The sequence below is a fragment of the Streptomyces endophyticus genome (assembly GCF_035798155.1).
GTDB lineage: Bacteria > Actinomycetota > Actinomycetes > Streptomycetales > Streptomycetaceae > Streptomyces > Streptomyces endophyticus.
Genome location: NZ_JAOZYC010000088.1, coordinates 65261 through 86996 on the forward strand (window position 1 = coordinate 65261; position 21736 = coordinate 86996).

Annotated in this window: 18 protein-coding genes and 1 pseudogene; 6 read left to right on the top strand and 13 right to left on the bottom strand. The window is 70.6% G+C overall.

Annotated features, from left to right (window positions below):
- Positions 1–98: 98 nt before the first annotated feature.
- Together OKJ99_RS11155 and OKJ99_RS11160 are read right to left on the bottom strand one after the other, a co-directional pair.
- On the bottom strand, positions 99–752 hold the full coding sequence (locus OKJ99_RS11155; protein WP_326015789.1) for a hypothetical protein: 654 nt from the start codon (positions 750–752) through the stop codon (positions 99–101).
- A 278-nt stretch (positions 753–1030) separates the two neighbouring features.
- The gene (locus tag OKJ99_RS11160; protein ID WP_326015791.1) at positions 1031–1588 is read right to left on the bottom strand and encodes a hypothetical protein; all 558 of its coding nucleotides are present in this window, start codon (positions 1586–1588) and stop codon (positions 1031–1033) included.
- A gap of 266 nt (positions 1589–1854) precedes the next feature.
- Between OKJ99_RS11160 and OKJ99_RS11165 the strand changes: the two genes are divergently transcribed.
- Positions 1855–5061 carry an AfsR/SARP family transcriptional regulator gene (locus OKJ99_RS11165; protein ID WP_326015872.1) on the top strand — a complete coding sequence of 1069 codons (3207 nt, stop codon included), beginning with the start codon at positions 1855–1857 and terminating at the stop codon, positions 5059–5061.
- A 62-nt stretch (positions 5062–5123) separates the two neighbouring features.
- Here OKJ99_RS11165 and OKJ99_RS11170 read toward each other — a convergent pair whose 3' ends face one another.
- Positions 5124–5261: a hypothetical protein gene (locus tag OKJ99_RS11170; protein ID WP_326015792.1), complete on the bottom strand. Its 138-nt coding sequence runs from the start codon at positions 5259–5261 to the stop codon at positions 5124–5126.
- A gap of 365 nt (positions 5262–5626) precedes the next feature.
- A complete protein-coding gene (locus OKJ99_RS11180) occupies positions 5627–6538 on the bottom strand; it encodes a LysR family transcriptional regulator (protein ID WP_326015793.1) in 912 nt (303 codons plus the stop codon).
- Between the two features lie 357 nt (positions 6539–6895).
- Between OKJ99_RS11180 and ssuE the strand changes: the two genes are divergently transcribed.
- From ssuE to OKJ99_RS11195, 3 genes are all read left to right on the top strand, one after another.
- Positions 6896–7447, top strand: a complete 552-nt coding sequence (ssuE, locus tag OKJ99_RS11185; RefSeq protein ID WP_326015794.1) for an NADPH-dependent FMN reductase — start codon at positions 6896–6898, stop codon at positions 7445–7447.
- Between the two features lie 61 nt (positions 7448–7508).
- The gene (locus tag OKJ99_RS11190) at positions 7509–8723 is read left to right on the top strand and encodes an SfnB family sulfur acquisition oxidoreductase (protein ID WP_326015795.1); all 1215 of its coding nucleotides are present in this window, start codon (positions 7509–7511) and stop codon (positions 8721–8723) included.
- 24 nt (positions 8724–8747) lie between these two features.
- A complete protein-coding gene (locus OKJ99_RS11195; protein WP_326015797.1) occupies positions 8748–9890 on the top strand; it encodes an LLM class flavin-dependent oxidoreductase in 1143 nt (380 codons plus the stop codon).
- 62 nt (positions 9891–9952) lie between these two features.
- Here OKJ99_RS11195 and OKJ99_RS11200 read toward each other — a convergent pair whose 3' ends face one another.
- From OKJ99_RS11200 to OKJ99_RS11235, 9 genes and pseudogenes are all read right to left on the bottom strand, one after another.
- Positions 9953–11311, bottom strand: a complete 1359-nt coding sequence (locus OKJ99_RS11200) for an LLM class flavin-dependent oxidoreductase (RefSeq protein WP_326015798.1) — start codon at positions 11309–11311, stop codon at positions 9953–9955.
- Positions 11308–12954 (bottom strand): ABC transporter ATP-binding protein, encoded by a 1647-nt coding sequence (locus OKJ99_RS11205; RefSeq protein WP_326015799.1) that lies wholly within the window; start codon positions 12952–12954, stop codon positions 11308–11310. The genes OKJ99_RS11200 and OKJ99_RS11205 overlap by 4 nt, the downstream gene beginning before the upstream one ends.
- Positions 12954–13802: an ABC transporter permease gene (locus tag OKJ99_RS11210; protein WP_326015800.1), complete on the bottom strand. Its 849-nt coding sequence runs from the start codon at positions 13800–13802 to the stop codon at positions 12954–12956. The genes OKJ99_RS11205 and OKJ99_RS11210 overlap by 1 nt, the downstream gene beginning before the upstream one ends.
- 2 nt (positions 13803–13804) lie before the next feature.
- Entirely contained in the window at positions 13805–14758 is a 954-nt protein-coding gene (locus OKJ99_RS11215; RefSeq protein WP_326015801.1) for an ABC transporter permease, read from the bottom strand.
- Positions 14755–16422 carry an ABC transporter substrate-binding protein gene (locus OKJ99_RS11220; RefSeq protein ID WP_326015802.1) on the bottom strand — a complete coding sequence of 556 codons (1668 nt, stop codon included), beginning with the start codon at positions 16420–16422 and terminating at the stop codon, positions 14755–14757. The genes OKJ99_RS11215 and OKJ99_RS11220 overlap by 4 nt, the downstream gene beginning before the upstream one ends.
- 25 nt (positions 16423–16447) lie before the next feature.
- A complete protein-coding gene (locus tag OKJ99_RS11225) occupies positions 16448–17644 on the bottom strand; it encodes an acyl-CoA dehydrogenase family protein (RefSeq protein WP_326015804.1) in 1197 nt (398 codons plus the stop codon).
- A gap of 286 nt (positions 17645–17930) precedes the next feature.
- Positions 17931–18020 (bottom strand): putative leader peptide, encoded by a 90-nt coding sequence (locus OKJ99_RS43740; RefSeq protein WP_407700672.1) that lies wholly within the window; start codon positions 18018–18020, stop codon positions 17931–17933.
- 162 nt (positions 18021–18182) lie between these two features.
- Entirely contained in the window at positions 18183–18527 is a 345-nt protein-coding gene (locus OKJ99_RS11230; protein WP_326015877.1) for a hypothetical protein, read from the bottom strand.
- A gap of 304 nt (positions 18528–18831) precedes the next feature.
- Positions 18832–19315: pseudogene (locus tag OKJ99_RS11235) on the bottom strand (transposase); the annotation flags it as partial.
- A gap of 234 nt (positions 19316–19549) precedes the next feature.
- Here OKJ99_RS11235 and OKJ99_RS11240 point away from each other — a divergent pair.
- Both OKJ99_RS11240 and OKJ99_RS11245 read left to right on the top strand, forming a co-directional pair.
- Positions 19550–20287: a GntR family transcriptional regulator gene (locus OKJ99_RS11240; protein ID WP_326015805.1), complete on the top strand. Its 738-nt coding sequence runs from the start codon at positions 19550–19552 to the stop codon at positions 20285–20287.
- An 82-nt stretch (positions 20288–20369) separates the two neighbouring features.
- Positions 20370–21734, top strand: coding sequence for a cytosine permease (locus OKJ99_RS11245; RefSeq protein WP_326015807.1), 1365 nt, complete (start codon positions 20370–20372; stop codon positions 21732–21734).
- Positions 21735–21736 lie beyond the last annotated feature (2 nt).

The window sequence follows — 21736 nt, forward strand, 5'->3', positions numbered from 1 at the left end:
GTGAAGACATCCCGTCGAGTGCTGCCGCGGTCGAGGGCGACGTGATAGCGGCCGGGTGGGGATGACGGACCGGAATCCCCTCGACGACCTCACCGCCACTACGCACCGCGATGCTCAGAGAGACACGTGTACATCACCTCGTCCTCCCACCCGCCCGTCTCAGCAAAGCTCAACACCGCGGCCCTCGACGGGGGTTCACAAACCGGAGCCTCCGTCACCAACGGCGCCCTCTGGCCCGTCCGGTCGACCGGCAACATGTCCTGACACTGATAGGCCGGCGGCTCCAACAACAGGATCGCGTCACGTTCAGCCCCGGAATACGAGCCCGTGTAGACCAGGCAGAACGAAGCCCCCGCATCACCGCCCGTGGACGGCGTTTGAATAACGCGAACCTGCTCCAACGCGGCAGCTTTCGGCTCGACTGCCGGAGTCGACGGGTCCTCCGTCGGCTCCGGTGAGGATGACGCCGACGAAGGCGTGTCAAGCGCGGAGTTGGCTGGGGTGTGAACTCCTCCGGCCGCGCGGTCCGTACGTTCGTGCCCATCGCCGTCGACCAGCGTGAGGATGCCGACCGAGGCGAGGCCGCCGATCACGGCAGCGCCGAGTACCACGACGGCGAAGAGGGGCACGCGGCGCCAACGCAACGGTTCGTCGCTCTGCGGTAACTGGACGATCGGGATGTTGTCGAGGGTGTCGCCATTGTGGAAGCGGGCGAGGTCGCCCTCGTCTGGGCGTGGCGGCTGGCCTGTCATGGTTCCCCCTGATGCTCGCGCGAGGACGGGAGTCTCCCGCGGAGGTGGTCACACACAGGGAGATATCGGCTTTTCGGCATGACTCGGCCTGCTTGTGTTGCGAGTCGGTCGGATCCGAAAGGGCAGGCGGACCGCCGTGCAGACATCACGATCACCGAGGGGCCGCCCTACCGGAAGGGACTACAGCCCCTGACGCCACGGCTGCGACCTTGATGCCTCGCCTTCGCCAATGAGCGTTCACCACCCAACCCGACCTCTTGCGAACGGCCTCGGACTACTCAGCTCGGTGATGGTCCAGGACGGCCCTCGCGCGTCAGCAGATAGGTCTCACCCTCCACCCGGATCCGGTTCTCCTCGTCCACGTAGCAGTCCAGTCGCCGCGGCAGGCCCCGCAGGTACGCGACGGTGGTCGCGGTGAGCCGGACCCGGCCTCGGCCGAGGCGGGCGAGGCCGTCCGGCCCGGCGACCGCGGCGATTCGGGCGACGTGGACGCGGGGCAGGTCTGCGGTGTACGTGGTAGTGACACCGGCTGCGCGCTCCAAGGCCTGCAGGACGTCCCCGAAGTGGGCGTGCTCCAGGACGGCCCGCACCGCCGACACGAGGCTGAACAAGCCCGAATCGACCTGGTCGCAGGCGAAGATCCGGCCGGGGCGCGCCCGTGCGTAGGCGAACCAGGTTCCGGCGCGCGAGGGCAGAACGTACCCGACCGGGTAGCCACCGGGGAGGCCGTCCCGCACGCACACGTACATGATCTCGGCGGCGTCGCTGCGCTCCTGAGTGAGGAAGAGGCCTCGCTGCCTGAGCAGCGTGGTGAGTGGTCGGTCGACAACGGTCACGTGCGCGTTCCCTCCGCGAGTCGGTGCTGCGGCGGCCGCTCCCCTGTGCCGGCCGCCGCACTTGCACACCGTCACGTAAGGCGCTCCAATACCAATGAAATCTTGGTGAAATACGTGGCGCGGGCGGGGGATTCAGAGTGGGCGCGGATTCACGGCGGCACCAGGAGCAGTCGGCGCCGCCCCGGCTACGGCTGTCGGTGCTCGGACCGCTGCAGGCCTGGTGCGACGGTGTGCCGGTGCCCCTCGGGCCGGTTCGGCGGCAAGCGGTGCTCGCCGCGCTCGCACTGCGTCCGGGGCGACTGGTCAGTCGTGAGCAGGTACTCGACGCAGTATGGGGCGATAGACCACCCGGGTCGGGACACAAGGTACTGCCCAGTTATGTCTATGAGTTGCGCCGCTCGCTCGACGCGTCGGGAGTCGGGCCCGAGCAGTCGGCCATCCGCGGGGAACGGGGCGGGTACCGGTTCGCCGCGGAGGGGGCCCGCCTCGACGTGATGGACCTGGCGGAGCTGGTCGAGGGTGCCCGGCGCACCCGGGAGGCCGGCGACACAGCCGCCGCAGAACGCCAACTCGCTGATGCGCTCGACCTGTTCGACGGTGAGCCGCTGGCCGGCCTGCCCGGGCCGTACGCCGCATCCGAGCGGCAGCGGCTCCTGCAGCGCCGGCGCACGGCGCACCTCGAATGGCTCGACTGCCTGATCCGCCTCGGCCGCTGCACGCAGGCGCTCGACGCGCTCGCGAGCCTGCCCGCGTCCGACCCGTACGACGAGTCCCTGCCTGCCCTGCGCATGCGGGCGTTGTACGGCTGCGGGCGTCAGGCCGAGGCACTGTCCGAGTACGAGGAGCTTCGGATCCGGCTGCGGGACGAACTCGGCGTCGATCCCGGGGAGGATCTGCGCCGCGTGCACGAGGCGGTGCTGCGCCACGACGATGCCGCACTCGGCAGACCAGCCGAGACACGCACTCCCCACGTCCAAGCCAGCGCCACAGCTCCCGCCGAACTCCCCCACGTGCCCTATGGGTTCACCGGTCGGGTCGATGAACTCGCCCACCTGGACGCACTGTTGCCGACGGTGGAAGGAAGTGTTCCCGGACCGGCGCGCACCGTGGTGATCTCCGCCATCGGTGGCGCGGCCGGCATCGGCAAGACCGCGCTGGCGGTGCACTGGGCCCACCAGGTACGTGATCGTTTCCCGGACGGTCAGCTGTATGTGAATCTGCACGGGTTCGACCACGAACGGCCGCCGCTCGAGCCCAGCGAGGCCCTGGAGCTGTTCCTGCGGAGTCTGGGAGTGGAGGCGTCGCAGGTTCCGGCGAGCGTCGATGCGCAGGCGCGCGCGTTCCGGACACTGGTCTCCGATCGGCGCGTGCTCGTCCTGCTCGACAACGCCGCGTCCGCCGAACAGGTGCGTCCGCTGCTGCCGGGCGGCCCGTCCTGCTGTGTCGTCGTCACCAGCCGCAACCGGCTCGGCGACCTGGTGGCGCTCGACGGGGCGCAGTCGCTGCCACTGGACTTTCTGGCGCCGGACGAGGCTTGCGCGCTGCTCAGTAGGGCGCTCGGCGCGGACCGGATCGCCGGGGAGCCGCACGCGGCGGACCGGTTGATCGACCTGTGCGGCGGCCTGCCACTGGCCCTACGTGTGGCTGCCGCGCGGCTCGCGGGCGATCCGGGGCTCGGCCTCGGCGATCTCGCGGATGACATGTCCCACGGCACCAGGCTCGAGGCTCTGGAGCTGGACGGCGACATCAACTCCCCGCTGCGCAGGGCCTTTTCCGTCTCGTACGGGGTACTGGCACCCCCTGCGCAACGGCTGTTCCGGCTGCTCGGTCTGTTCCCCGGAGCGGAGTTCACGGCATCCGTCGCGGCCGCACTGCTCGACGTACCAACCTCGCGTGCGCGGCGGCTGCTCGGGACACTGGCCGCCGCCCACCTCATCGAATCGGCCACGCCGGGGCGTTACCGCTTCCATGACCTGCTGCGCGAGTACGCGCGCGAATGCACACGGGTGGAGGAGAGCGCCGAGGAGCGTGCCGCGGCACTCACACGCGTCCTGCTCTGGTACGTGCACGCCACGCGCGCCACCGCGGGCACGTGGTTCTACCCGATCCTCCCCACCGCCCTCGACACCGGCGGGTCGTCGGACAGCATGCCGTCGCTGCCGTCGACCGCCGAAGCCGCGCGGTGGCTGGAGGAGGAGCGGGCCAACCTGCTCGCCGCGATCCATCACGCGGGCCACCACGGCCCGTACCCCATCGTCACCCACCTGCTGTCCTCGCTGCTCGGCTACTTCTGGCTCCACGTGCCGCGAGCGACCTGGCAGGCGCTTGCGCATACGGCTCTGGACGCGGCGGCGGCCGAGAACGATCTGCACGGCCAGGCCGTCCTGCACAGCATCCTCGGCATCACCCAGTGGGACCGCGGCCGCCCCGACAGGGCGATGGAACACTGCACCCGCGTGCGGGAAATCAGCAATGAACTCGGCTGGCCCGAAGTGGAGGCCATGGCCACCGGCGTCAACGGCTACGTCGACTGGAGCACGGCCCACCTGAACCGCGCACACGAGGGCCTCAGCGCGGGCCTGGCCATCACCAGAGACATCGAGAACCACTACTTCGAGGCCTTCGGGCTGCTCGGCCTGGGGATGACCGCGCGCGATCTGGGCCGACTGCACGAGGCCGCCGACCACCTCGAACAGGCACTGCGCCGCAACAGGAACGTCACGTGGTGGTCCGACAGCCTCGCCCTGCAGGTCCTGGGCCCGGTCTACTGGGAACTCGGCCGCCTCACCGACGGCCTGGCCGCCCTCGCCCCCAAGGTGACCACGGGCGACAACGGCGGATACCGCATCGGGCACGCGATGATGCTCGACGCCGCCGCGAAGATCCACGTCGAACTCGGCAACTATGACGCGGCGTTGGAGGCGACGGAACGGGCCCTGGGCATGTTCCGGAGTCCGGCGCGCCACTGGATCCAGTCCGGCATCCTCACCACGGTCGCGTCCGCGCACCGCGCCCAGTCCCGCTTCGAAGCCGCCCTCCGCGCCGCCACAGAGTCCCACGCCCTCGCCCGCAAGGCGCACTTCCGCCGGGCCGAAGCAGACAGCCTCATGGCTCTGGCCCTCACCCGTCACGACCACGGTCACCCCAGCGACGCCGCCCGCCCCGCCGAGGAGGCTCTTATCCTGTCCCGCAGGTACGGCTTCCGCGTGGTGGAGGGCCAGGCCCTGACCATCCTGAGCGCGGCCGCGCTGGCCGAGTCGGCCTACCCCGAGGCCACATCCCTCGCGGAGCGCGCCCTGACCACCCACCGCGCGACCGGTCACCGCCTGGGCGAGGCCCGCGCCCTGACGGCCCTCGCCCACGCCGTCCAACCGAGCAACAGCGCGGCAGCCGCCCGCCTGCGGGAACAGGCAACGTTGACGTATACGGAAGTGGGGGTACCGGAGGCGGTGTACGGGCATCTGCTCGGATGACCGCGAGAGCTGCACGTAGCCGCGCGGTGTCGCCCGGGGCGCCGAGAAGACATCCTGTGCCACTAAACAGTCGTCACTTCAGGCCATGCGGCATATATGCACTCGTAGATGAGTCCGCCGGGGACGCCGACGCGCAGCAGCCTGCGGCTGCTGAAGTCATGGGTGGTGTCCCACGAAGTGGTGTAGTCAGTCCAGCTCATGGGATTCCGTTTTTTGTGTGGGAAGCCGTCGTGGTGGGGTCGGCTGGTCGGTGAAGAGTTCGGCCAGGACCGCGGCGGCGAGCCGATCCAGAGCGGCGGGGTTGGGAAAGACCTGGACGACGTCGGCCCGTCGTTTGACCACGGAGGATTACCTCGGTGGTCGGCGCAAACCTTTCGGCGAGCGTCGGCCACCAGACTGCCTATCGGCGGCCAGGGCGCGTGCCACGTGGCGGATGTGCTGCACGGCTATCTTGAAGGTCCAGCTCAACCCGCATAGTCAGGTTTGTGGACATTGTCGAGGTGAGGTGTCGAGGTTCGAGATCGGTCACCACACCAGAGAAAGACCAAGTAGTGGTTCTCGGCTGTCAGCCGCTGAACGCCCCGCCCACCGTGCGCGCCCGCGCCCGCAGCGCCGCGTGCAGGTCCCGTACCGCTCGCGGAACAGCGCCCGTGCGGCATTGCAGCACCACCAACACGCGGGTGGTGTCATCGACGAGCGGGCGGTACGTGATCAGTCCTGCTCGCTCCAGGGGATCGCCCGCCACGCTGAAATCGGGCAGCAGGGTAACGCCCAAGCCCTCAGCGACGAGGATCTTTCCCAGCTCGGCGCCGTCGGTGGAGTAAGCAAAAGTCGGGCTGGCGCCCCCGAACATGCGGTGGGCGTAGCGGTGCATGACGTAGCCCGTGCGCATCCCGATCAGAGGCGCCCCTGCCAGGTCGGCAGGGGTCAGGGCGCTTTGCTCGGCGAGCGGGTCGTCGGAGCGCAGGCACACCACCGGGCGGCCGCGCAGCAGCTCGGTCGTCTGCAGGTCGGGGGGAGTGTCGTCGCCCTCGAGGTAGTTGACCAGGCCGAGGTCGAAGCGGCCCTCGCGCAGTCCTCGGTGGATGTCGTCCTGCTGCGAGCCGACCATTTCGACCTGGGTCGCCGGGTGGTTGGCATGGAAGTCACGGACGGCGGGTGCCAGGAGTGGAACCGTCGCTGCGTTCACGGTGCCGACGCGCACCATCCGGCTGCTGTGGTGCTGGGCGTGTGCCGCGCTGCGCAGGCGGTCCACAGACTCCAGGACGCCGATGATGTGAGGCAACAGCTCGCGTCCCCCGTCGCTGACCTTCGCCCCGGAGCGATGCCGGTCCAGCAGTGCGACGCCCAGCTCGCGTTCCAGGTTGCGAACGGTCTCACTCAACGCCGGTTGGGATATGTGCAGTTCGGATGCGGCGCGGCGCAGCGAGCCCAGGCGGGTGACCGCCTCGATGTACTCCAGCTGTTCGGTCCGCACCCGGCTCCCCCTCGTCGCCAGCCAGCCAGCCAGCCAGCCAGGAAGGGAAACCCTATCAGGGGCTCGTGATTACCGACTCGACGCACCGGTGGCGCGGCTGCTTGAATCGGAGCATGGATGCAGGACGGCAGGAACTCACGCGGCGACGCCACGTTGACCTCGCGCGTGTCTGTAGCGCTTCCTGTCTTCTTTCCCGCTGAGTCTTCTCGCGGCCTCCCACGCACATACGCGTCCCTCCCGACTGCGTGCCAGTTGAGGCCTGTTGGCGTGCGCCCATCAGCAGTCGCCAGCAGCTCCTGCGACGCCCTGGTACGCGGCCTCGCCTGCCATTAACTCCTTCTCTTTCAAGGATTCACTTTGTCCTTTCTCCTTACGGTCACCGGTAGCGCCTCTTCGTCCGGTTCCTCCCGCACTGCCCGTCTTGTTGCCCATCTGGGGCGGCAGTTCGCTGACGATGGTCACGAGGTCCGTCACCTTGACGTGCGCAGTCTGCCGGCCGAGGCATTGCTGTCGGCCGATGCCGCCCACCCGGAGGTTGCGCGGGCTGTCGAGCTCGTGGCCCGCGCCGACGCCCTGATCGTGGCGAGCCCTGTGTACAAGGCCGCCTACTCGGGCGTGCTCAAGACGTTTCTCGACCTGCTGCCGCAGTACGCCCTGCGTGGCAAGCCTGTGCTGCCGCTGGCCACGGGCGGCTCACCGGCGCACGTCCTGGCGGTCGATTACGCGCTGCGTCCCGTCCTCACTTCGATGGGCGCCGACGTAGCGCAGGGCTGGTTCGTCCTCGACCGCCACATCTCGATCCAGGACGAGCATTCGGTCACTCTCGCCTCGGAGGCGCATGACGCGCTCACCCCGGTGATCTCCCGATTCCGCGCCACAGTGCCCAGTTCCGGGCTCGCCGCCGCCTGACCAGAGACTTCGGCTTTCCCTATCGCACTGCTGCCCCTCACTCGGCGGAAGATCCCACACGATGACACGCACACCACACTCCACACGCGTCACTCCGTTCGGTCCGGAAACCACCGATGCCGAAGTGCTGCAAACCGTGCAGGCGTTGGCCGCCCAATTCGGCTCCACCGACGCCCGGCGCGACGCCGAGCGCATCCTGCCGTACGACGAGATTCGGACTCTGGGCGAATCCGGGCTGTTCACGCTGACCGTACCGAAGGCGTACGGCGGGCCGGGACTCCGCACGCGCACGCTCGGTGAGGTGTTCACCGAACTGACCGCGGGCGACGCGAGTATCGGGCAGATCCCGCAGAACCACTATTTCTTCGTCAACGTCCTGGCCAGTGCCGGGACGCCGGAGCAGCAGGCGTTCTTCTACGCGGAGATCCTGCGCGGCCGCCACTTCGCCAACGCTCTCTCCGAGCGCGGGTCGCGCACCGCACGCGACTTCGACATCGGCTTCGCTCCGCAGCCCGACGGCAGCCGGATCCTGGACGGCACCAAGTACTACGCCACCGGCTCTCTGTTCGCGCACTGGATCCCTGTCTACGCCACCGACGAGGAGGGCCGGGTGTACGCGGCCTGGGTGCCGGCCGACGAGCCCGGTGTCACTGTCGAGGACGACTGGAACGGCATGGGGCAGCGCACCACCGGCAGCGGCACCGTCCGCTTCGACAAGGTCCGGGTGCCCGCCGAACGGATCGTGCCGGTGTACACGATCTTCGAGAAGGACGAGGTGTTCGGCGCGTTCGGTCAGTATCTGCACGCAGCCATCGACACCGGCATCGCGGTCGCCGCGCTGCGCGACGGGAAGCGGCTCGTCCAGGAGCTTGCCCGGCCACGCAAGGAGACCGGCCTGGACCGGGCCGCGGACGAGGAGGCGATCATCGACCTCTTCGGGGAGCTTGCCCTGCGCGTGCGCACAGCCCGTGCGCTGCTGCGCGAGGCGGGCGACGCCGTGGACGCGGCCCGCGCGGATCTCACGACTCGTACAGCGGCGGAGGCTTCGGCTGCCGTCGCAGCGGCCCGCGCGCACTCCGACGAGGTCTCTCTGAAGGTCTCCAGCGGCATCTTCGAACTGATCGGCACCCGCGCCGCCGACCGGGACCTCAACCTGCACCGGCACTGGCGCAACGCCCGCACTCACACCCTCCACGACCCCCGCCGCCTCAAGCTGCGCTATCTCGGCGGCTGGGAGCTCAACGACACCCCGCCACCGGCCAACGGCCTGGTCTGACCCCCGCACCGCCCAAGGACTCCCATGCCTCTGACGTTCCACTGGTTCCTGCCCACGAACGGCGACAGCCGCCACATCGTCGGCGGCGGCCACGGTGTGCCGACCGGCGCGGCCGGCGGCGACCGCCCTGCCTCCCTTGCCTATCTCTGCCAGGTCGCCCGCACCGCGGAGCAGCTGGGCTTCTCCGGCGCTCTCACCCCGACCGGCGCCTGGTGCGAGGATGCCTGGCTGACCACCGCCATGCTCGTCGAGCAGACCGAGCGCCTGAAGTTTCTGGTCGCCTTCCGGCCCGGCCTGGTCGCTCCCGCGCTCGCCGCGCAGATGGCCGCGACCTATCAACGCCACTCCGGCGGGCGGCTGTTGCTCAACGTCGTCACCGGCGGCGAGGACCACGAACAGCGCGCCTACGGCGACTTTCTCGACAAGGACGCCCGCTACGCCCGCACTGACGAGTTCCTGCACATCACCCGCGCCTTGTGGCGCGGCGAGAGCGTCGACTTCGACGGGGTGCACGAGCGGGTCGCCGCGGCCCGCCTGGCGCGGCTGCCCGACCCGGTGCCGCCCGTCTACTTCGGCGGTTCGTCGGCGGCGGCAGGGCCCGTCGCCGCCCGGCACAGCGACGTCTACCTGACCTGGGGCGAGCCGCCCGCCCAGGTCGCCGAGAAGATCGGCTGGATACGCACGCTGGCCGAGGCGGAAGGCCGCGAGGTCCGCTTCGGTATCCGGCTGCACGTCATCGCCCGCGACACGGCCGACGAGGCGTGGGCGCAGGCCCGGCGGCTGCTGTCCGGCGTCGACGAGAAGGCCATCGCCAACGTCCAGACCGGGCTTGCCCGCTCGGGCTCGGAAGGGCAGAAGCGGATGCTGGCGCTGCACGGCGGCACCACCGACGGCCTGGAGATCTACCCCAACCTGTGGGCCGGCATCGGTCTCCTGCGCGGCGGCGCCGGCACCGCCCTGGTCGGCTCGCACACCGAGATCGCCGACAGAATCGCCGAGTACCACGCGCTGGGCATCGACGAGTTCGTGCTCTCCGGCTACCCGCACGTCGAGGAGGCGTACTGGTTCGGCGAGGGCGTGCTGCCGGTGCTCGCCGAGCGCGGGCTGTGGCACCACCCCGAGGCCGCGCGCCGGGGCACGACTGCGGCGGCGCCGTTCGCCTCGTAACACGGTTTGACTGATGGGATGTTGAGGCCCCCGGAGCGAGACTCCGGGGGCCTTCTGCCGTCCTATCGCCGGTGGCGGGCCGCCGGATGCGACGCGGGCAGCCGGTCACCGCGCCCGAACAGCTTCTGCCGCAGCGTGCCCTCCTCGTACGCCGTCTTCAGCAGGCCCCGCTTCTGCAGCACCGGTGCCAGCTGGTCGGCGAAGTCCGTGAAGGTGCCGGGGCTGGTGACGTAGGCCAGGTTGATGCCGTCGACACCGGCGCCGCGCCACCGCTCCAGCTCGTCGGCGATCCGCTCGGGCACCCCGGCGACCGGCCGGGTCCAGGCGCGCGCCCGCAGCACCTCGCCGAATGTCCAGGTCTTGTCGGGCGCCCCCTCCACCAGGGAGCGTACGAACCCCTGCACCCCGTTGGTGTCGATCTCGCCGACCGGGGCATCGAAGTCGACCTGGGAGAGGTCGAGTTGGAGCGATCCCGACATGTGCGCGGCGAACCCTTCGAGGCTCGTGTGCTCCCGGTAGTCGGCGAGTTTACGTTCCGCCTCCTCCTCGGTGCTGCCCACGAGGAGCGTCAGCCCCTGGAAGAACAGGATGTCGCCGGCGTCCCTGCCGTGCGCCACGGCCCGCGCCCGCACGTCCTCCACCTGCGTTCGGGCGCCCTCTGGCGACACGGCCCCGAGGAACACGGCCTCCGCGTTGCGGGCCGCGAACTCCCGTCCCCGCTCGGATGATCCGGCCTGGAAGAGGATCGGCGTGCGTTGCGGCGACGGCTCCGAGAGGTGGGGGCCGTTCACGCGGTAGAAGCGGCCCTCGTGGTGCACGTCGTGGATGCGGGCCGGGTCGGCGTACACGCGCCGCTCACGGTCGCGGACGACGGCGCCGTCCTCCCAGCTCCCCTCCAGGAGCTGGTAGAGAACGTCCGCGTACTCCTCGGCACGCTCGTAGCGCTCGTCGTGCAGCGGCAGCCCGTCGAGGCCGAGTCCCTTCGCCGCCGACTCCAGGTAGGACGTGACGATGTTCCAGGCGACACGGCCCTTGGTGAGGTGGTCGAGAGTGGAGAGGCGGCGGGCGAAGTTGTACGGGGGTTCTTGGAGGACCGACTGGGTGAAGGCGAGCCCCAGGTGTTCGGTGGCGTGGGTGATCGCCGCTATGAGCAACGACGGGTCGTTGACCGGGATTTGGAGCCCTTCACGGACCGCCGTCTCGCGCGACCCCCGATACGTGTCGTAGGTGCCGATGACATCGGCGAGGAAGAGCGCGTCGAAGTGGCCTCGCTCCAGGGTCCGGGCAAGGTCCGTCCAGGTCTCCAGGTCGGTGTAGGAGGTCTGGCGGGTGTCGTCGCGCACCCACTGCCCGTGGTTGATGTGGGAGACGCAGTTCATGGCGAAGGCATTGAAGCGCAGGGGCTTCGGGGCGGCGGTCATCGGGTGGCTCCAGAGGGGGCAGCGGGGTGCGGGTGGACGGCGGCCAGCAGGGCACGTGTGTAGGCGTGCCGGGGCGCGGCGAAGAGCTCCTCGGCGGTGCCCGACTCCACGACAGCGCCGCCCTTCATCACGAGGACGTCGTCGCTGACATGCCGGACGACGCCCAGGTCGTGGGAGATGAAGAGGTAGGCCAGACCGAGGGAATCCTGGAGGTCGGCGAGCAGGTCGAGGACCTGGGCCTGTACGGAGACGTCGAGCGCTGAGACCGGTTCGTCGAGGACCAGGACGGCCGGTCGGGGGGCCAGCGCGCGGGCCAGGGCGGCCCGTTGGCGCTGTCCGCCGGACAGGGACAGCGGATGCCGGTCGAGGGTGTCCTGCGGGAGCCCGACCTGCCCGGCGAGTTCGCTCACCCGGTGTGCCGCCTCGTCGGGCGTCGCGACCGGGTGCCCGGGGCGTCGCAGCCGGACGGCGTCGATGAGCGAGCGGCGTACGGTCCAGCGGGGGTCGAACGCGGACAGCGGGTCTTGGTGCACGAGCTGGATGCCGTGCCTGCGCGGGCGCCGTTCCCGTTCGGGCAGCTCGCTCCAGGGTTCGCCGTGCAGGGTGACGGTGCCCGCGTCGGGGCGGGTCAGGCCGAGCGCGATCCGGGCCGTCGTCGACTTGCCGGATCCCGACTCCCCCACGATGCCGAGGGTGCGGCCCGCCGCGAGCGCGAAGGACACGTCGCGCACCGCGTCCCGGCCGCCGTACGCCTTGTGCAGCCCGTCGGCCGTGAGGACGACCTCGTGCGGGCCGCGGGTGGGCGCGGACGAGGTCGTCCGTGCCGCCGTGAGCCGCGCCCCCTTCGGATGGAGCGCGGGATCGGCCGCCAACAGTCCCTGGGTATAGGGGTGCTGCGGGTTGTCGAGGACGTCGCCCGCAGTTCCCTCCTCCACGATCTCGCCGCCGCGCATCACCGCCACCCGGTCCGCCAGGCGCCGTACGGCCCCCAGGTCGTGCGTGATGAACAGCAGGCCCCGTTCCCGGTGGCGGGCCGCCGCCAGCAGGTCGAGGATCTGCGCCTGCACGGTCGCGTCCAGGGCCGTCGTCGGCTCGTCCGCGATGAGCAGCGGCGGGTCGAGGGCGAGCGCGGCGGCGATCAGGGCGCGCTGGCACAGGCCGCCGGACAGCTCGTGCGGGCGCTGGGCGGCGCGCAGTTCGGGCTCCGGGATGCCGACCTGCTCCATCACGTCGAGGACGCGGGCCCGGCGCGCGGCCCGGTCTCCGTGGCCGTGCAGCCGCAGCCCGTCCTCGATCTCCTTGCCGACCGGGCGCAGCGGGTCGAGCGAGACGAGCGCGTCCTGGAGCACGAAGCCGATACCCCGGCCGCGCACGCGCCGCCAGCGCCGTTCGCCCCAGCTGCGGACGTCCTCGCCCTGCCAGTTCAGCTCGTCGGCCGCCACCCGTGCACCGGCCCCGGTCAGGCCCACGAGGGTGCGGGCTGTGACGCTCTTGCCGGAGCCGGACTCGCCGACGAGGGCGACGGTCTCGCCGCGGCGCACGGTGAGGGAGACATCGCGTACGACGTCCCGGTCACCGAAGCCGACGGTGAGGTTTCGTGCGGACAGCAACACATCGGATGTGTCAGGGGGGTTGGCGGTCATCAGCTGCTCCTCGTGTCGAGCCATGCCTGCAGACGGCGGCCGAGAACGGTCGTGGACAAGGTGGTCAGGACGATGAACAGGCCCGGGAAGAACGAGGTCCACCAGGCGTACTGGAGGAAGGTACGGCCGTCCGCGAGCATCGCGCCCCACTCCGCGGCCGGTGGCTGCGCGCCGAGGCCGAGGAAGGAGAGCGAGGACGCCCACACCACGGACTGGCCGATGCCGAGCGTGGCGAGGGCGGCGAGCGGGCGCAGCACGTTGGGCAGCACGGTGCGCCGTACGACGCGTGCGGGCGAGTGGCCGAGGCCGCGCGCTGCCTCGACGTAGCCGGAGCGGACGACGGTGGTGGCCTGGGAGCGGATGAGGCGCGCGTACCCGGCGGCCTCGCCGATGCCGACGGCGATGGCCGCGGTCACTGCGCCGGTGCCGAAGACGGCGATGAACAGGAGGGCGAGCAGCAGTCCCGGGAAGGCGAAGAGGACTTCGAGGACGCGGCCGACGGCGAAGTCCACGCGGCGCCCGCCGAGCGCCGCGCCCAGGCCGAGCACGATGCCGAGGCCGAGGGAGATCGCGGTGGCGGCGAGCCCGATGAGGAGGGACTGGCCCGCGCCGTGCACGACGCGTGTGTAGACGTCGCGGCCGTTCTGGTCCGTGCCGAACCAGTGCGCGGCCGAAGGCGGCTGGAAGAAGTCGGCGGGCCTGATCGCGTCGGGGGCGTGGGAGGTGAGCAGGCCGGGGACGAGCGCGGCAACGACGACCAGGATCAGGAAGAGGCCGGCGGCGGACAGGCCGGGGCGCAGGCGCGGCCGGGCGCGGGCCGGGGCCAGGGACGTGGTCAGGGCGGTCACGGTCAGATCTCCCGAGGGGTGCGGACGCGCGGGTCGACCACCGCGTACAGCAGGTCGACGGCGAGGTTGACGAGGACGTACACCGTGGCGATGAGCAGCACGATCCCGGTGACGAGCGGCAGGTCGCGGGCGATCACGGCATTCAGCAGCGCCCGGCCGATGCCCTGGCGCGCGAAGACGGCCTCCACGACGACTTCGCTGGAGAACAGGGCGCCGACCGCCCAGCCGGACAGGGTGAGCGGCGGCAGCAGCGCGTGCCGCAGGGCGCGCCGGGCGCGCACGGCCCCGGGGCTCATGCCCCGCAGCCGCGCCGACGTGATGAACGGCTGGTCGAGGGTGGTGAGCAGTGCGCCGCGCGTCACCTGTCCGAGATATCCGGCCAGCGGTACGGCGAGGGTCAGCGAGGGCAGCACGAGCCCGGTGAGTCCGGTGCCGCCCGCGACCGGGAACCAGCCGAGGCGGAACGCGAACACGTACAGCAGCACCACGCCGAGCCAGAAGTGCGGGAGCCCCGCGGCGACCGTCTCCAGGCCGGAGCCGAGCGCCCGGCCGACGGCGCCCTTGCCGGTCGACAGGAACACGACGACAGAGGCGAGGAGCCACGCGAACAGCAGGGCCAGGGCGGTCAGTTGGAGCGTGGACGGCAGCTGCTCGGTGATGACGGTGCCGACGGACTCCTTCAGGGAGGTCGACACCCCCAGGTCGCCGGTGAGCAGCCGGCCGATGTGCTGCGCGTACTGCACGTGGATCGGCTGGTCGAGGCCGTACGCATGACGTGTCGCGGCGATGGTCTGTGGTGTCGGGTTGGCTCCGGAGCCACCGCCGAGCAGCACGAGCACCGGGTCGCCGGGCACCAGGTGCAGGGCGAGGAAGGTGACGGTGGCGGCCGCCCACAGCACGAGTGCGGCGCCCGCGACCCGCACGAGGACCCGCCGGTACAAGGGAGTGGTCTTCATCGGGAGCTCACCCACGTGTCGTAGAGGTAGGGCAGGGACAGGGCCGGCTCCAGGCCGGCGCCGCGCACCGAGGCGTCGTGGGCGGCGAGCCGGGTCGTCTGCGGGTAAAGGGTCAGCTGGTAGGCGCCCGCGGAGATCAGCCGCTGCGCGGCGGCGTAGAGCTTCTGCTGCTCGTTCGGGTCCGTGGTGGCCTGCGCGGCACGGAACAGCCGGTCGAGGGCCGGGTCCTTCGAGTACGACGCGTTGGAGTGGATCCCGCCCTTGACGGCGTACTCGCTGCCGAAGACGGTGTGCAGCACATCGGGGGTGTTGGTGTTCCAGTAGCCGTCGCGCAGGTCGTAACTACCCGCCAAGTAGCGGGTGTTGACGGTCGCCGCGTCGAGTCGCAGCAGCTTCAGCTGGAAGCCGACGTCCTTGGCGGTGGCCTGGATCTGCTCCATCAAGGCCAGCTGGTTGGGGCTGATGTCGGACTTGAGGAGCACCTCGGCGGTCAGCCGCCTGCCGTCCTTGACGCGGTAGCCGTCGCCGTCGCGCCTGCTCCACCCCGCCTGGTCCAGCAGGGTGTTGGCCTTCTTGGGGTCGTAGGGCCAGGCGTTCTCGTACGCGTCCTTGTAGTGCGGCGTCACGTAGCTGAGCGGGCCGCCCGCCTGCCGGTACTGGCCGAAGAAGACGCTCTTGAGGCCGTCGGCGACGTCGGCCGAGTGCAGGAACGCCTTGCGGACGCGCAGGTCGTCGAAGGGGGTGCGGGCGGTGTTCAGGGCCAGGTTCGTCGGATTGCCCGGACGGTCGCGCACGGCCACCTTCAGGCGTTCGTCGTGCTCGGCGGTCCGCTGGTCCTCCGGCGGCAGCGCGTCGATCACGTCGACCTGCCCCGACTGCACGGCCGCGAATCGGGTCGCGGGCTCCGGTATGAACCGCCAGACGACCTTGTCCACATACGCCGGCCCCTTGTGCTTCGCGTACGGGGGCGGTGAGTTGTAGCGCGGGTTGCGGACGAGGACGACGTCGGACTGCCGGTTCCACTTCTTCACGAGGAACGGGCCGGTGCCGACGGGTGCCGCGCAGTTGGCCTCCTTGCCGCGGGCGAGCGCTTTCGGTGACTCCATGCCGAGGAAGGCCTGGGCGAGCATGTTCAGGAACGGCGAGTACGGGCGGTCCAGGTGGACGCGGGCCGTGAACGCGTCGACGACGTCGGTTTTTTGATAGGGCGCCAGGTACCCGCCCGCCGTCCCTGATTGAGTGTCGGGGTCGACCATGTGGTCGAAGTTGGCCTTGACGGCCGCTGCGTCGAAGCGGGTGCCGTCGGTGAAGCGGACGTCGTCGCGCAGGTGGAAGGTGTAGGTGCGGCCGTCCTTCGAGATGTCCCAGGCCGTAGCCAGCCACGGTCGGGCCTCGCCCTTGTCGTCGAGGGCGACGAGCGAGTCGAGGACCTGCTGGGCGACGTAGGCCTGCGGCATGTCCCCGGCGACGTGGGGGTCCAGGCAGGTGGGTTCGCGGTCGGTGGCGTAGGTGAGGGTGGCGCCGGCGGCGGGCCGTGCGGTCAGCGACGTGGCGGCCTCACCGGTGCCGCAGGCGGTGGCGAGCAGCAGGAGCGGAAGGCCGAGGAGGAGACGGCGAAGGCGGAGGGGGCGGTGGGGGCGGCGAAGGGGGTGGGGCGGTTTCACGGGGACTCCGGGGTGAGGGGGGCGGTCAGAAGAAGCCGTTGAGCGGGGGCGGGTTGCCGCTCAACAGCCAGTCGCCGACCACCCGTGCCTTGTGCGCGATCGGGTTGTGCGAGGCGACGGTGCGGGCATTGCGCCAGTGCCGGTCCAGGTGATGCTCGCGGAGCGTGGCCGACGCACCACCGACGTCGTAGAGCCGCTCGCCGGCGCTCAACGCCGATCGCGCGGCGGTCACCTGGGCCTGGGCCACCACGACGGCCGCCGCGTGCAAGGCGTCCGGATCGCCGGTGATGCCGTCGTCGGACGGGGTCGCGAGCGCGGCGTCGATCGCCCCGGCGGCGTGCAGCACCACGGCCTCGGCGGCCAGCGCTCCGGCCGCGATGTCGCCGACGGTGTGCTGGACGAGGGGGTCCTCGACCGCCCGCTCGACACCGGCGTGTTGCACGGCGCGCGCCTTCTCGCGTGCGTACGTCACCGCGTCGGCCAGTGCCGCCTTCGCGATCCCGGCGTGCACGGCGGCCAGGAACAGCTGGTAGTACGGCCCCAGATGGGTACGGCGCTGCCGGCCCGTCGCGTCGACGGCGACCTCGTCCTCGTACGCGAGCACCTGCCGCAGCCGCGTCGTGCCGGACGCGGTGGTGCGCTGCCCGAGCGCGTCCCAGTCATCGAGCAGTTCGACGCCCTCGCGCGCACTCGGAAGCACGACCCGGACCCGGCGCTCCTCGTCGTCGAGCGCGATCACGACGATGTGGTCGGCGAAGAGCGATCCGGTGGAGTAGAACTTGGTGCCGTCCACTCGGTAGACGTCACCTTCCTTCGTTATGCGCGTGCGGATCTCACCGGGGTGCGCGGTGCCGCGCTCCGACGCCGCGTTCCCGAACAGCTCGCCGGCCGCGACCACGGGGAACCAGCGGTCGCGCTCGGCGGCGGTGCCCTGGCTGATCAGCAGTTCCACGAACCCGAAGTGCGGCCTCAGCGCCTGCGCCACGTTCGAGTCCGCCTCGGCCAGTTCGACGACGAGCCGGAACAGGTCGACGAGCGTGGCCTGTGCGCCGCCGTGCTCCCGGGGGACGCGCAGCGCGCCGAGACCGCTGCGCCGGATCAGTTCGACGCTCTTGCGAGGCAGCTCGCGCTCGGCCTCGAGAGGCGCGGCGTCGTTGCGGATGCGGTCCAGGAGGTCGCGCGGGGCGACGGAAGGGAGGACCAGTGGGACGCGTGGGGACATGGCGGGGCCTTTGGACGTGGGCGAGGCGCGGGTCGGAGGCGCGCAAGGGCGAGCGGCGGCACAGGGTGGCACCGCAGGGCAGGAGGGCACACGAGTGGGAATGCGCGGCGGGGCCGCACGGCGCGCAGGCCGGCCGCTCGACGACGCCGCCACCGGCCTGACAGCCCAGTTCGGGCAGGTCAGGTCAGGTCAGATCTGGCGAGGTCCGGTCGGATCGTGCCTCGACACGGGGCACATCGATCCGTACGGCAGGCACGGGGAGTTGACGCCTAGAAAGAGACTGAGGCTAGGCGAGAACGCAACGACAGACGGCACTCGAAACACGCGACAGGTCGACGTGACGTCGCCGTGTGAGTTCTTGCCGGTCGTCGGACATGACCACGATTCAACCAGGCGGTTTGCCTGCCAGTCGAGTCGGCATTGACGAAGCACCTATCGGGAATCCCTATCACGGTGCTCCGGGACCGGGCGCCGGGAGCGCGAACTCCTCCCAGATTCGGTCGACCCCATCGCGCGGCCAGACCTTGCTGATCCCAGGTCACGCGGCAGCGGTGCGCGCCAGATCAACGGCTGGGCTTCTGGACGCGCCGTAGTGCAGGCACGCGGGCGGGGCGAGCCGGCCGCGGGCGGGGCGAGCCGGCCGCTGCTCGTGGTCCGCGACGGCCTCTGTCCCGAGGGACTCCTGCGCGACCGGGACACGGGGCTCGCCGATGCCGTACCTGCCGGCCTTGCGCAGAAGCGACCGGAGCCGGACCTTGCTCAGCGCGGCAGCCGCGGCCGTAGTGGGAGCTGCGGCGGGGACAGCGCGGACCTCCGGGTGAGCCAGGCCCACGTCCTTGGCCTGGAAGGCCGCCAGGGCGGCCGGAAGGAACTCGCTTAACACGGACCGGAGTTGGTTGGCCAGCTGGTCTTCGTGCTGATAGATGCCTTACTGGACACGGCACACCGGTCGCGTGATGGCCGCCGCATGGCCGGTGAAATGCCAGAACCCGCCCGAAGTTCGAGGACGCGTTCGAGATGCTGCCCGTGATCACGGCTCGCGAGGGGTCAGAGCCATCCGTAGCGGCGGTTCTCCAGGGCTGCCATGTCCCAGACCACTGACACGCCGTCCTGTTCTGCGTCCGCGTCCGCATCCTGCCAGCCGCGGCAGAGGGCAATGAGGCGTACGCGGCCGACGCGTACTCACACAACCATGTCTCGATCCGCAACCCCAGTCCGGTGCCATGCGGCTGACCGCGTTCGGCGATCACCGGACGGATCCCACGCTGCCGTCCGACCGTTCCCGCCACGGCGGGGACTTTGTCGAGCAGGGGCAGGAGCTGAGTGACGTCGTTGCGGTTCCCGCCGGTCAGCGACACCGCAAGCGGGATCCACTGGCCGTCGGTGAGCACGTGGTGCTTGCTGCCCGGCCGTGCACGGTCGAGCGGGCTCAGCCCGCCTTTGGGCCCCGCCGGGCGGCCCGCACGTGCGAGGAGCCGAAGCCCAACTCCTGTGACAGGTACTCCCATTGGATGCCGGTGTGCAGTACGAACAGGATCCCGCACAGTGCCCGTCGGTCCGGGACCCGTGGTCTGCCCTCGCCCTTCTTCGGCCCGGCTTCGGCAGCAACGGCTCGAACAGCGACCACAGTTCGTCCGACACGATCCATTGCCGCGGCCGACGCTCTCCCATGACCAGACCTACGAGCAGACAGACCGAAACGCTCATGATCAGCAGCTTTTGTCGGAGCCACTTAGGCCCTGATCATCGTGCCCGTACGGCGGCTACCGAAGTACCAGTCGGGTGAAATCCCCGCCCCGAAGCCAGTGGCCGCCGTAACACGGCGGTCTGATCCGTAACTCGGCGAAACATCGCGGAGACACCTGATCAAGCACGTGGAAATATTCGCTGCCTACGGTCCCCGGCATGGATGCAGCACTGTATGCAGCGATGTCGACACCGTCGCCGCAGCCGTCATCACCCAGGCGGTCCGGCCGGAATCTTCGTGAGGAGACGTACGCCGAGCTGCGGCGCATGCTCCTGATGGGCAGGTTCGGGGTGCGCACCCGGTTGGTCGAAGTGCAGCTCGCCGAACAGCTCGCGGTGTCACGCACCCCGGTACGCGAAGCACTGGTCCGGCTGCTGGCGGACGGATTGGTGGAGCGCCACCCGGACGGCTATTACGCGGCCCGACCCAACCTCGCCGAACTGCGGGACCTGTACGAGCTGCGCATCACCGTGGAGCTGCGCGGGATCGCCCGCGCGCTGGAGTCCGGCTCGGTGGTCCACAACGTGCAGGTGCTGGAGCCGCTGCGAGAGCACTGGCGGGCGCTGCGAGCCGACATGCCGGAGCCCGACCCCGGTTTCGTCCTCGAAGACGAAGCCTTCCACCACGCGCTGCTGCACTCCTCGGGCAACTCCCGGCTGACCGAGACCCTCACGTCGGTGACCACCCGCATCCGGCCGGTGCGGATGTACGACTACCTCACCGAGGACCGCATCGAGCGGACCGTCACCGAGCACCTCCAGATCGTCGAGCACGTGCTGGCACGGCGCCTGCCCGAAGCGCTCACCACGCTGCGCAAACACATCGGGGAATCCCTCGACGTGATCGAGGAGCGCGCGGCCCACGCCCTCGCTCAGATGGCGCTTCGGGGCGACTGACCGACGACCGTCCGGCTCAACTGCCGCCGTGCTCATACCTGTCCGCTACCCGCGCTTCCCCGCCCCCCTTGGAGGTCCCGCGATGTCCGCACCCCCGGACTCGGCCCGGCCACCGGGCACGTCCGACCCTTCCGTGCCCCCGTCCCGCAGCGCCCAACTCGCCGACGAGTTCGAGGATCGACCGGTCCCGCCGGCGCACCGGCGCTCGCTGCTGTCGGTGTCGTCGGTCTGGTTCGGCTTCCCGATGGTGCTGACGAACGCCGTCTTCGGCGGAGTGATCGTCTACAGCCTGGGATTCGCCCGCGGCATGCTGGCGATCCTGCTCGGCTGTCTGATCCTGGGCGGCTACGTCGGTGCGCTCAGCTATCTGGCCGGCCGCACCGGCAACACGTTCGCCCGCGTAGCCGTGATCACCTTCGGTACCCGCGGCGCTCGCCTCGCCTCGGGGTTCCTGGCGACCGTGGTCATCGGCTGGTTCGCCTTCCAGGTCGGTTTGACCGGGGCGACCCTCAACACCGCGCTCGGCTGGAACACCGAGGTCACGGTGCTGGTGGCCGGTGTGCTGTACGTGGCCGTCGCCTATGCCGGGATCCGCGCGCTGGCGGTGATCGGCTGGATCGCGGCACCGCTGTACCTGGTGCTGGGCGGCGTGGCCATCACGCTGGCGCTGCGCGATTCGGGCCCGGGTTCCGTACTGTCCTATGGCGGCCAGGCCCCGGCCGGCGGAGCCCTGACGTTCGGCGCCTGCGTCACCATGGTGGTGGCCGGGTTCATCGACTCCGGCACCATGACCGCGGACTTCACCCGCTGGTCCCGCAACGGGCGCGAGGCCGTGCTGGCTGCGCTCACCGCCTTCCCGCTGGCCAACCTGCTTGCACTGATCGTCGGCGCCGTGATCGTCGGAGCGGGCGCGGCAGCCGATCCCGGCTCGGCGGGCGGGAACTTCCTGGGCCTGCTCACCGACCACCACAGCGGGCTGTTGACCTCGGCCGCAGTGATCTTCGTCTTCGTCAACCTCGGCTCGGTGTCCGCGCACTGCCTCTACAACGCCGCGGTCGGCTGGAGTCAGCTCACCGGGGCCACGATGCGCCGCCTCGTGCTGATCATCGGAGCACTGGGACTGATCGTGGCACTGGCCGGGGTGTGGGAGCACTTCGAGACGTGGCTGACGCTGCTCGGCGTCTTCGTCCCGCCCATCGGCTCGGTCCTGATCACCGACCAGCTGCTGCTCCGCCGCCTCGCCGAGGCCCGGCCGGACGGCCCCGTGCTGCGGTTCAGCGCCTTGGCCGCGTGGGCGGGTGGGGCCGCGGTGGCCGCGTTCGTGCACTACGAGGGGCCGCAGTACTGCGAAGCCGTCGCCGGACTGCTGGCCGGCGCCGCCCTGTACCTCGCTGCGGAACGCCTCGTTTCCGGCTCCCGCACACCCCACCGACCCGAAAGGACGTGACC

Coding starts and splice junctions, on each gene's coding strand:
- OKJ99_RS11155 (WP_326015789.1), bottom strand. CDS start 752: ATGACAGGCCAGCCGCCACGCCCAGACGAGGGCGACCTCGCCCGCTTC.
- OKJ99_RS11170 (WP_326015792.1), bottom strand. CDS start 5,261: ATGAGCTGGACTGACTACACCACTTCGTGGGACACCACCCATGACTTC.
- OKJ99_RS11190 (WP_326015795.1), top strand. CDS start 7,509: ATGACACGCACACCACACTCCACACGCGTCACTCCGTTCGGTCCGGAA.
- OKJ99_RS11195 (WP_326015797.1), top strand. CDS start 8,748: ATGCCTCTGACGTTCCACTGGTTCCTGCCCACGAACGGCGACAGCCGC.
- OKJ99_RS11200 (WP_326015798.1), bottom strand. CDS start 11,311: ATGACCGCCGCCCCGAAGCCCCTGCGCTTCAATGCCTTCGCCATGAAC.
- OKJ99_RS11205 (WP_326015799.1), bottom strand. CDS start 12,954: ATGACCGCCAACCCCCCTGACACATCCGATGTGTTGCTGTCCGCACGA.
- OKJ99_RS11215 (WP_326015801.1), bottom strand. CDS start 14,758: ATGAAGACCACTCCCTTGTACCGGCGGGTCCTCGTGCGGGTCGCGGGC.
- OKJ99_RS11225 (WP_326015804.1), bottom strand. CDS start 17,644: ATGTCCCCACGCGTCCCACTGGTCCTCCCTTCCGTCGCCCCGCGCGAC.
- OKJ99_RS43740 (WP_407700672.1), bottom strand. CDS start 18,020: ATGTCCGACGACCGGCAAGAACTCACACGGCGACGTCACGTCGACCTG.
- OKJ99_RS11240 (WP_326015805.1), top strand. CDS start 19,550: ATGGATGCAGCACTGTATGCAGCGATGTCGACACCGTCGCCGCAGCCG.
- OKJ99_RS11245 (WP_326015807.1), top strand. CDS start 20,370: ATGTCCGCACCCCCGGACTCGGCCCGGCCACCGGGCACGTCCGACCCT.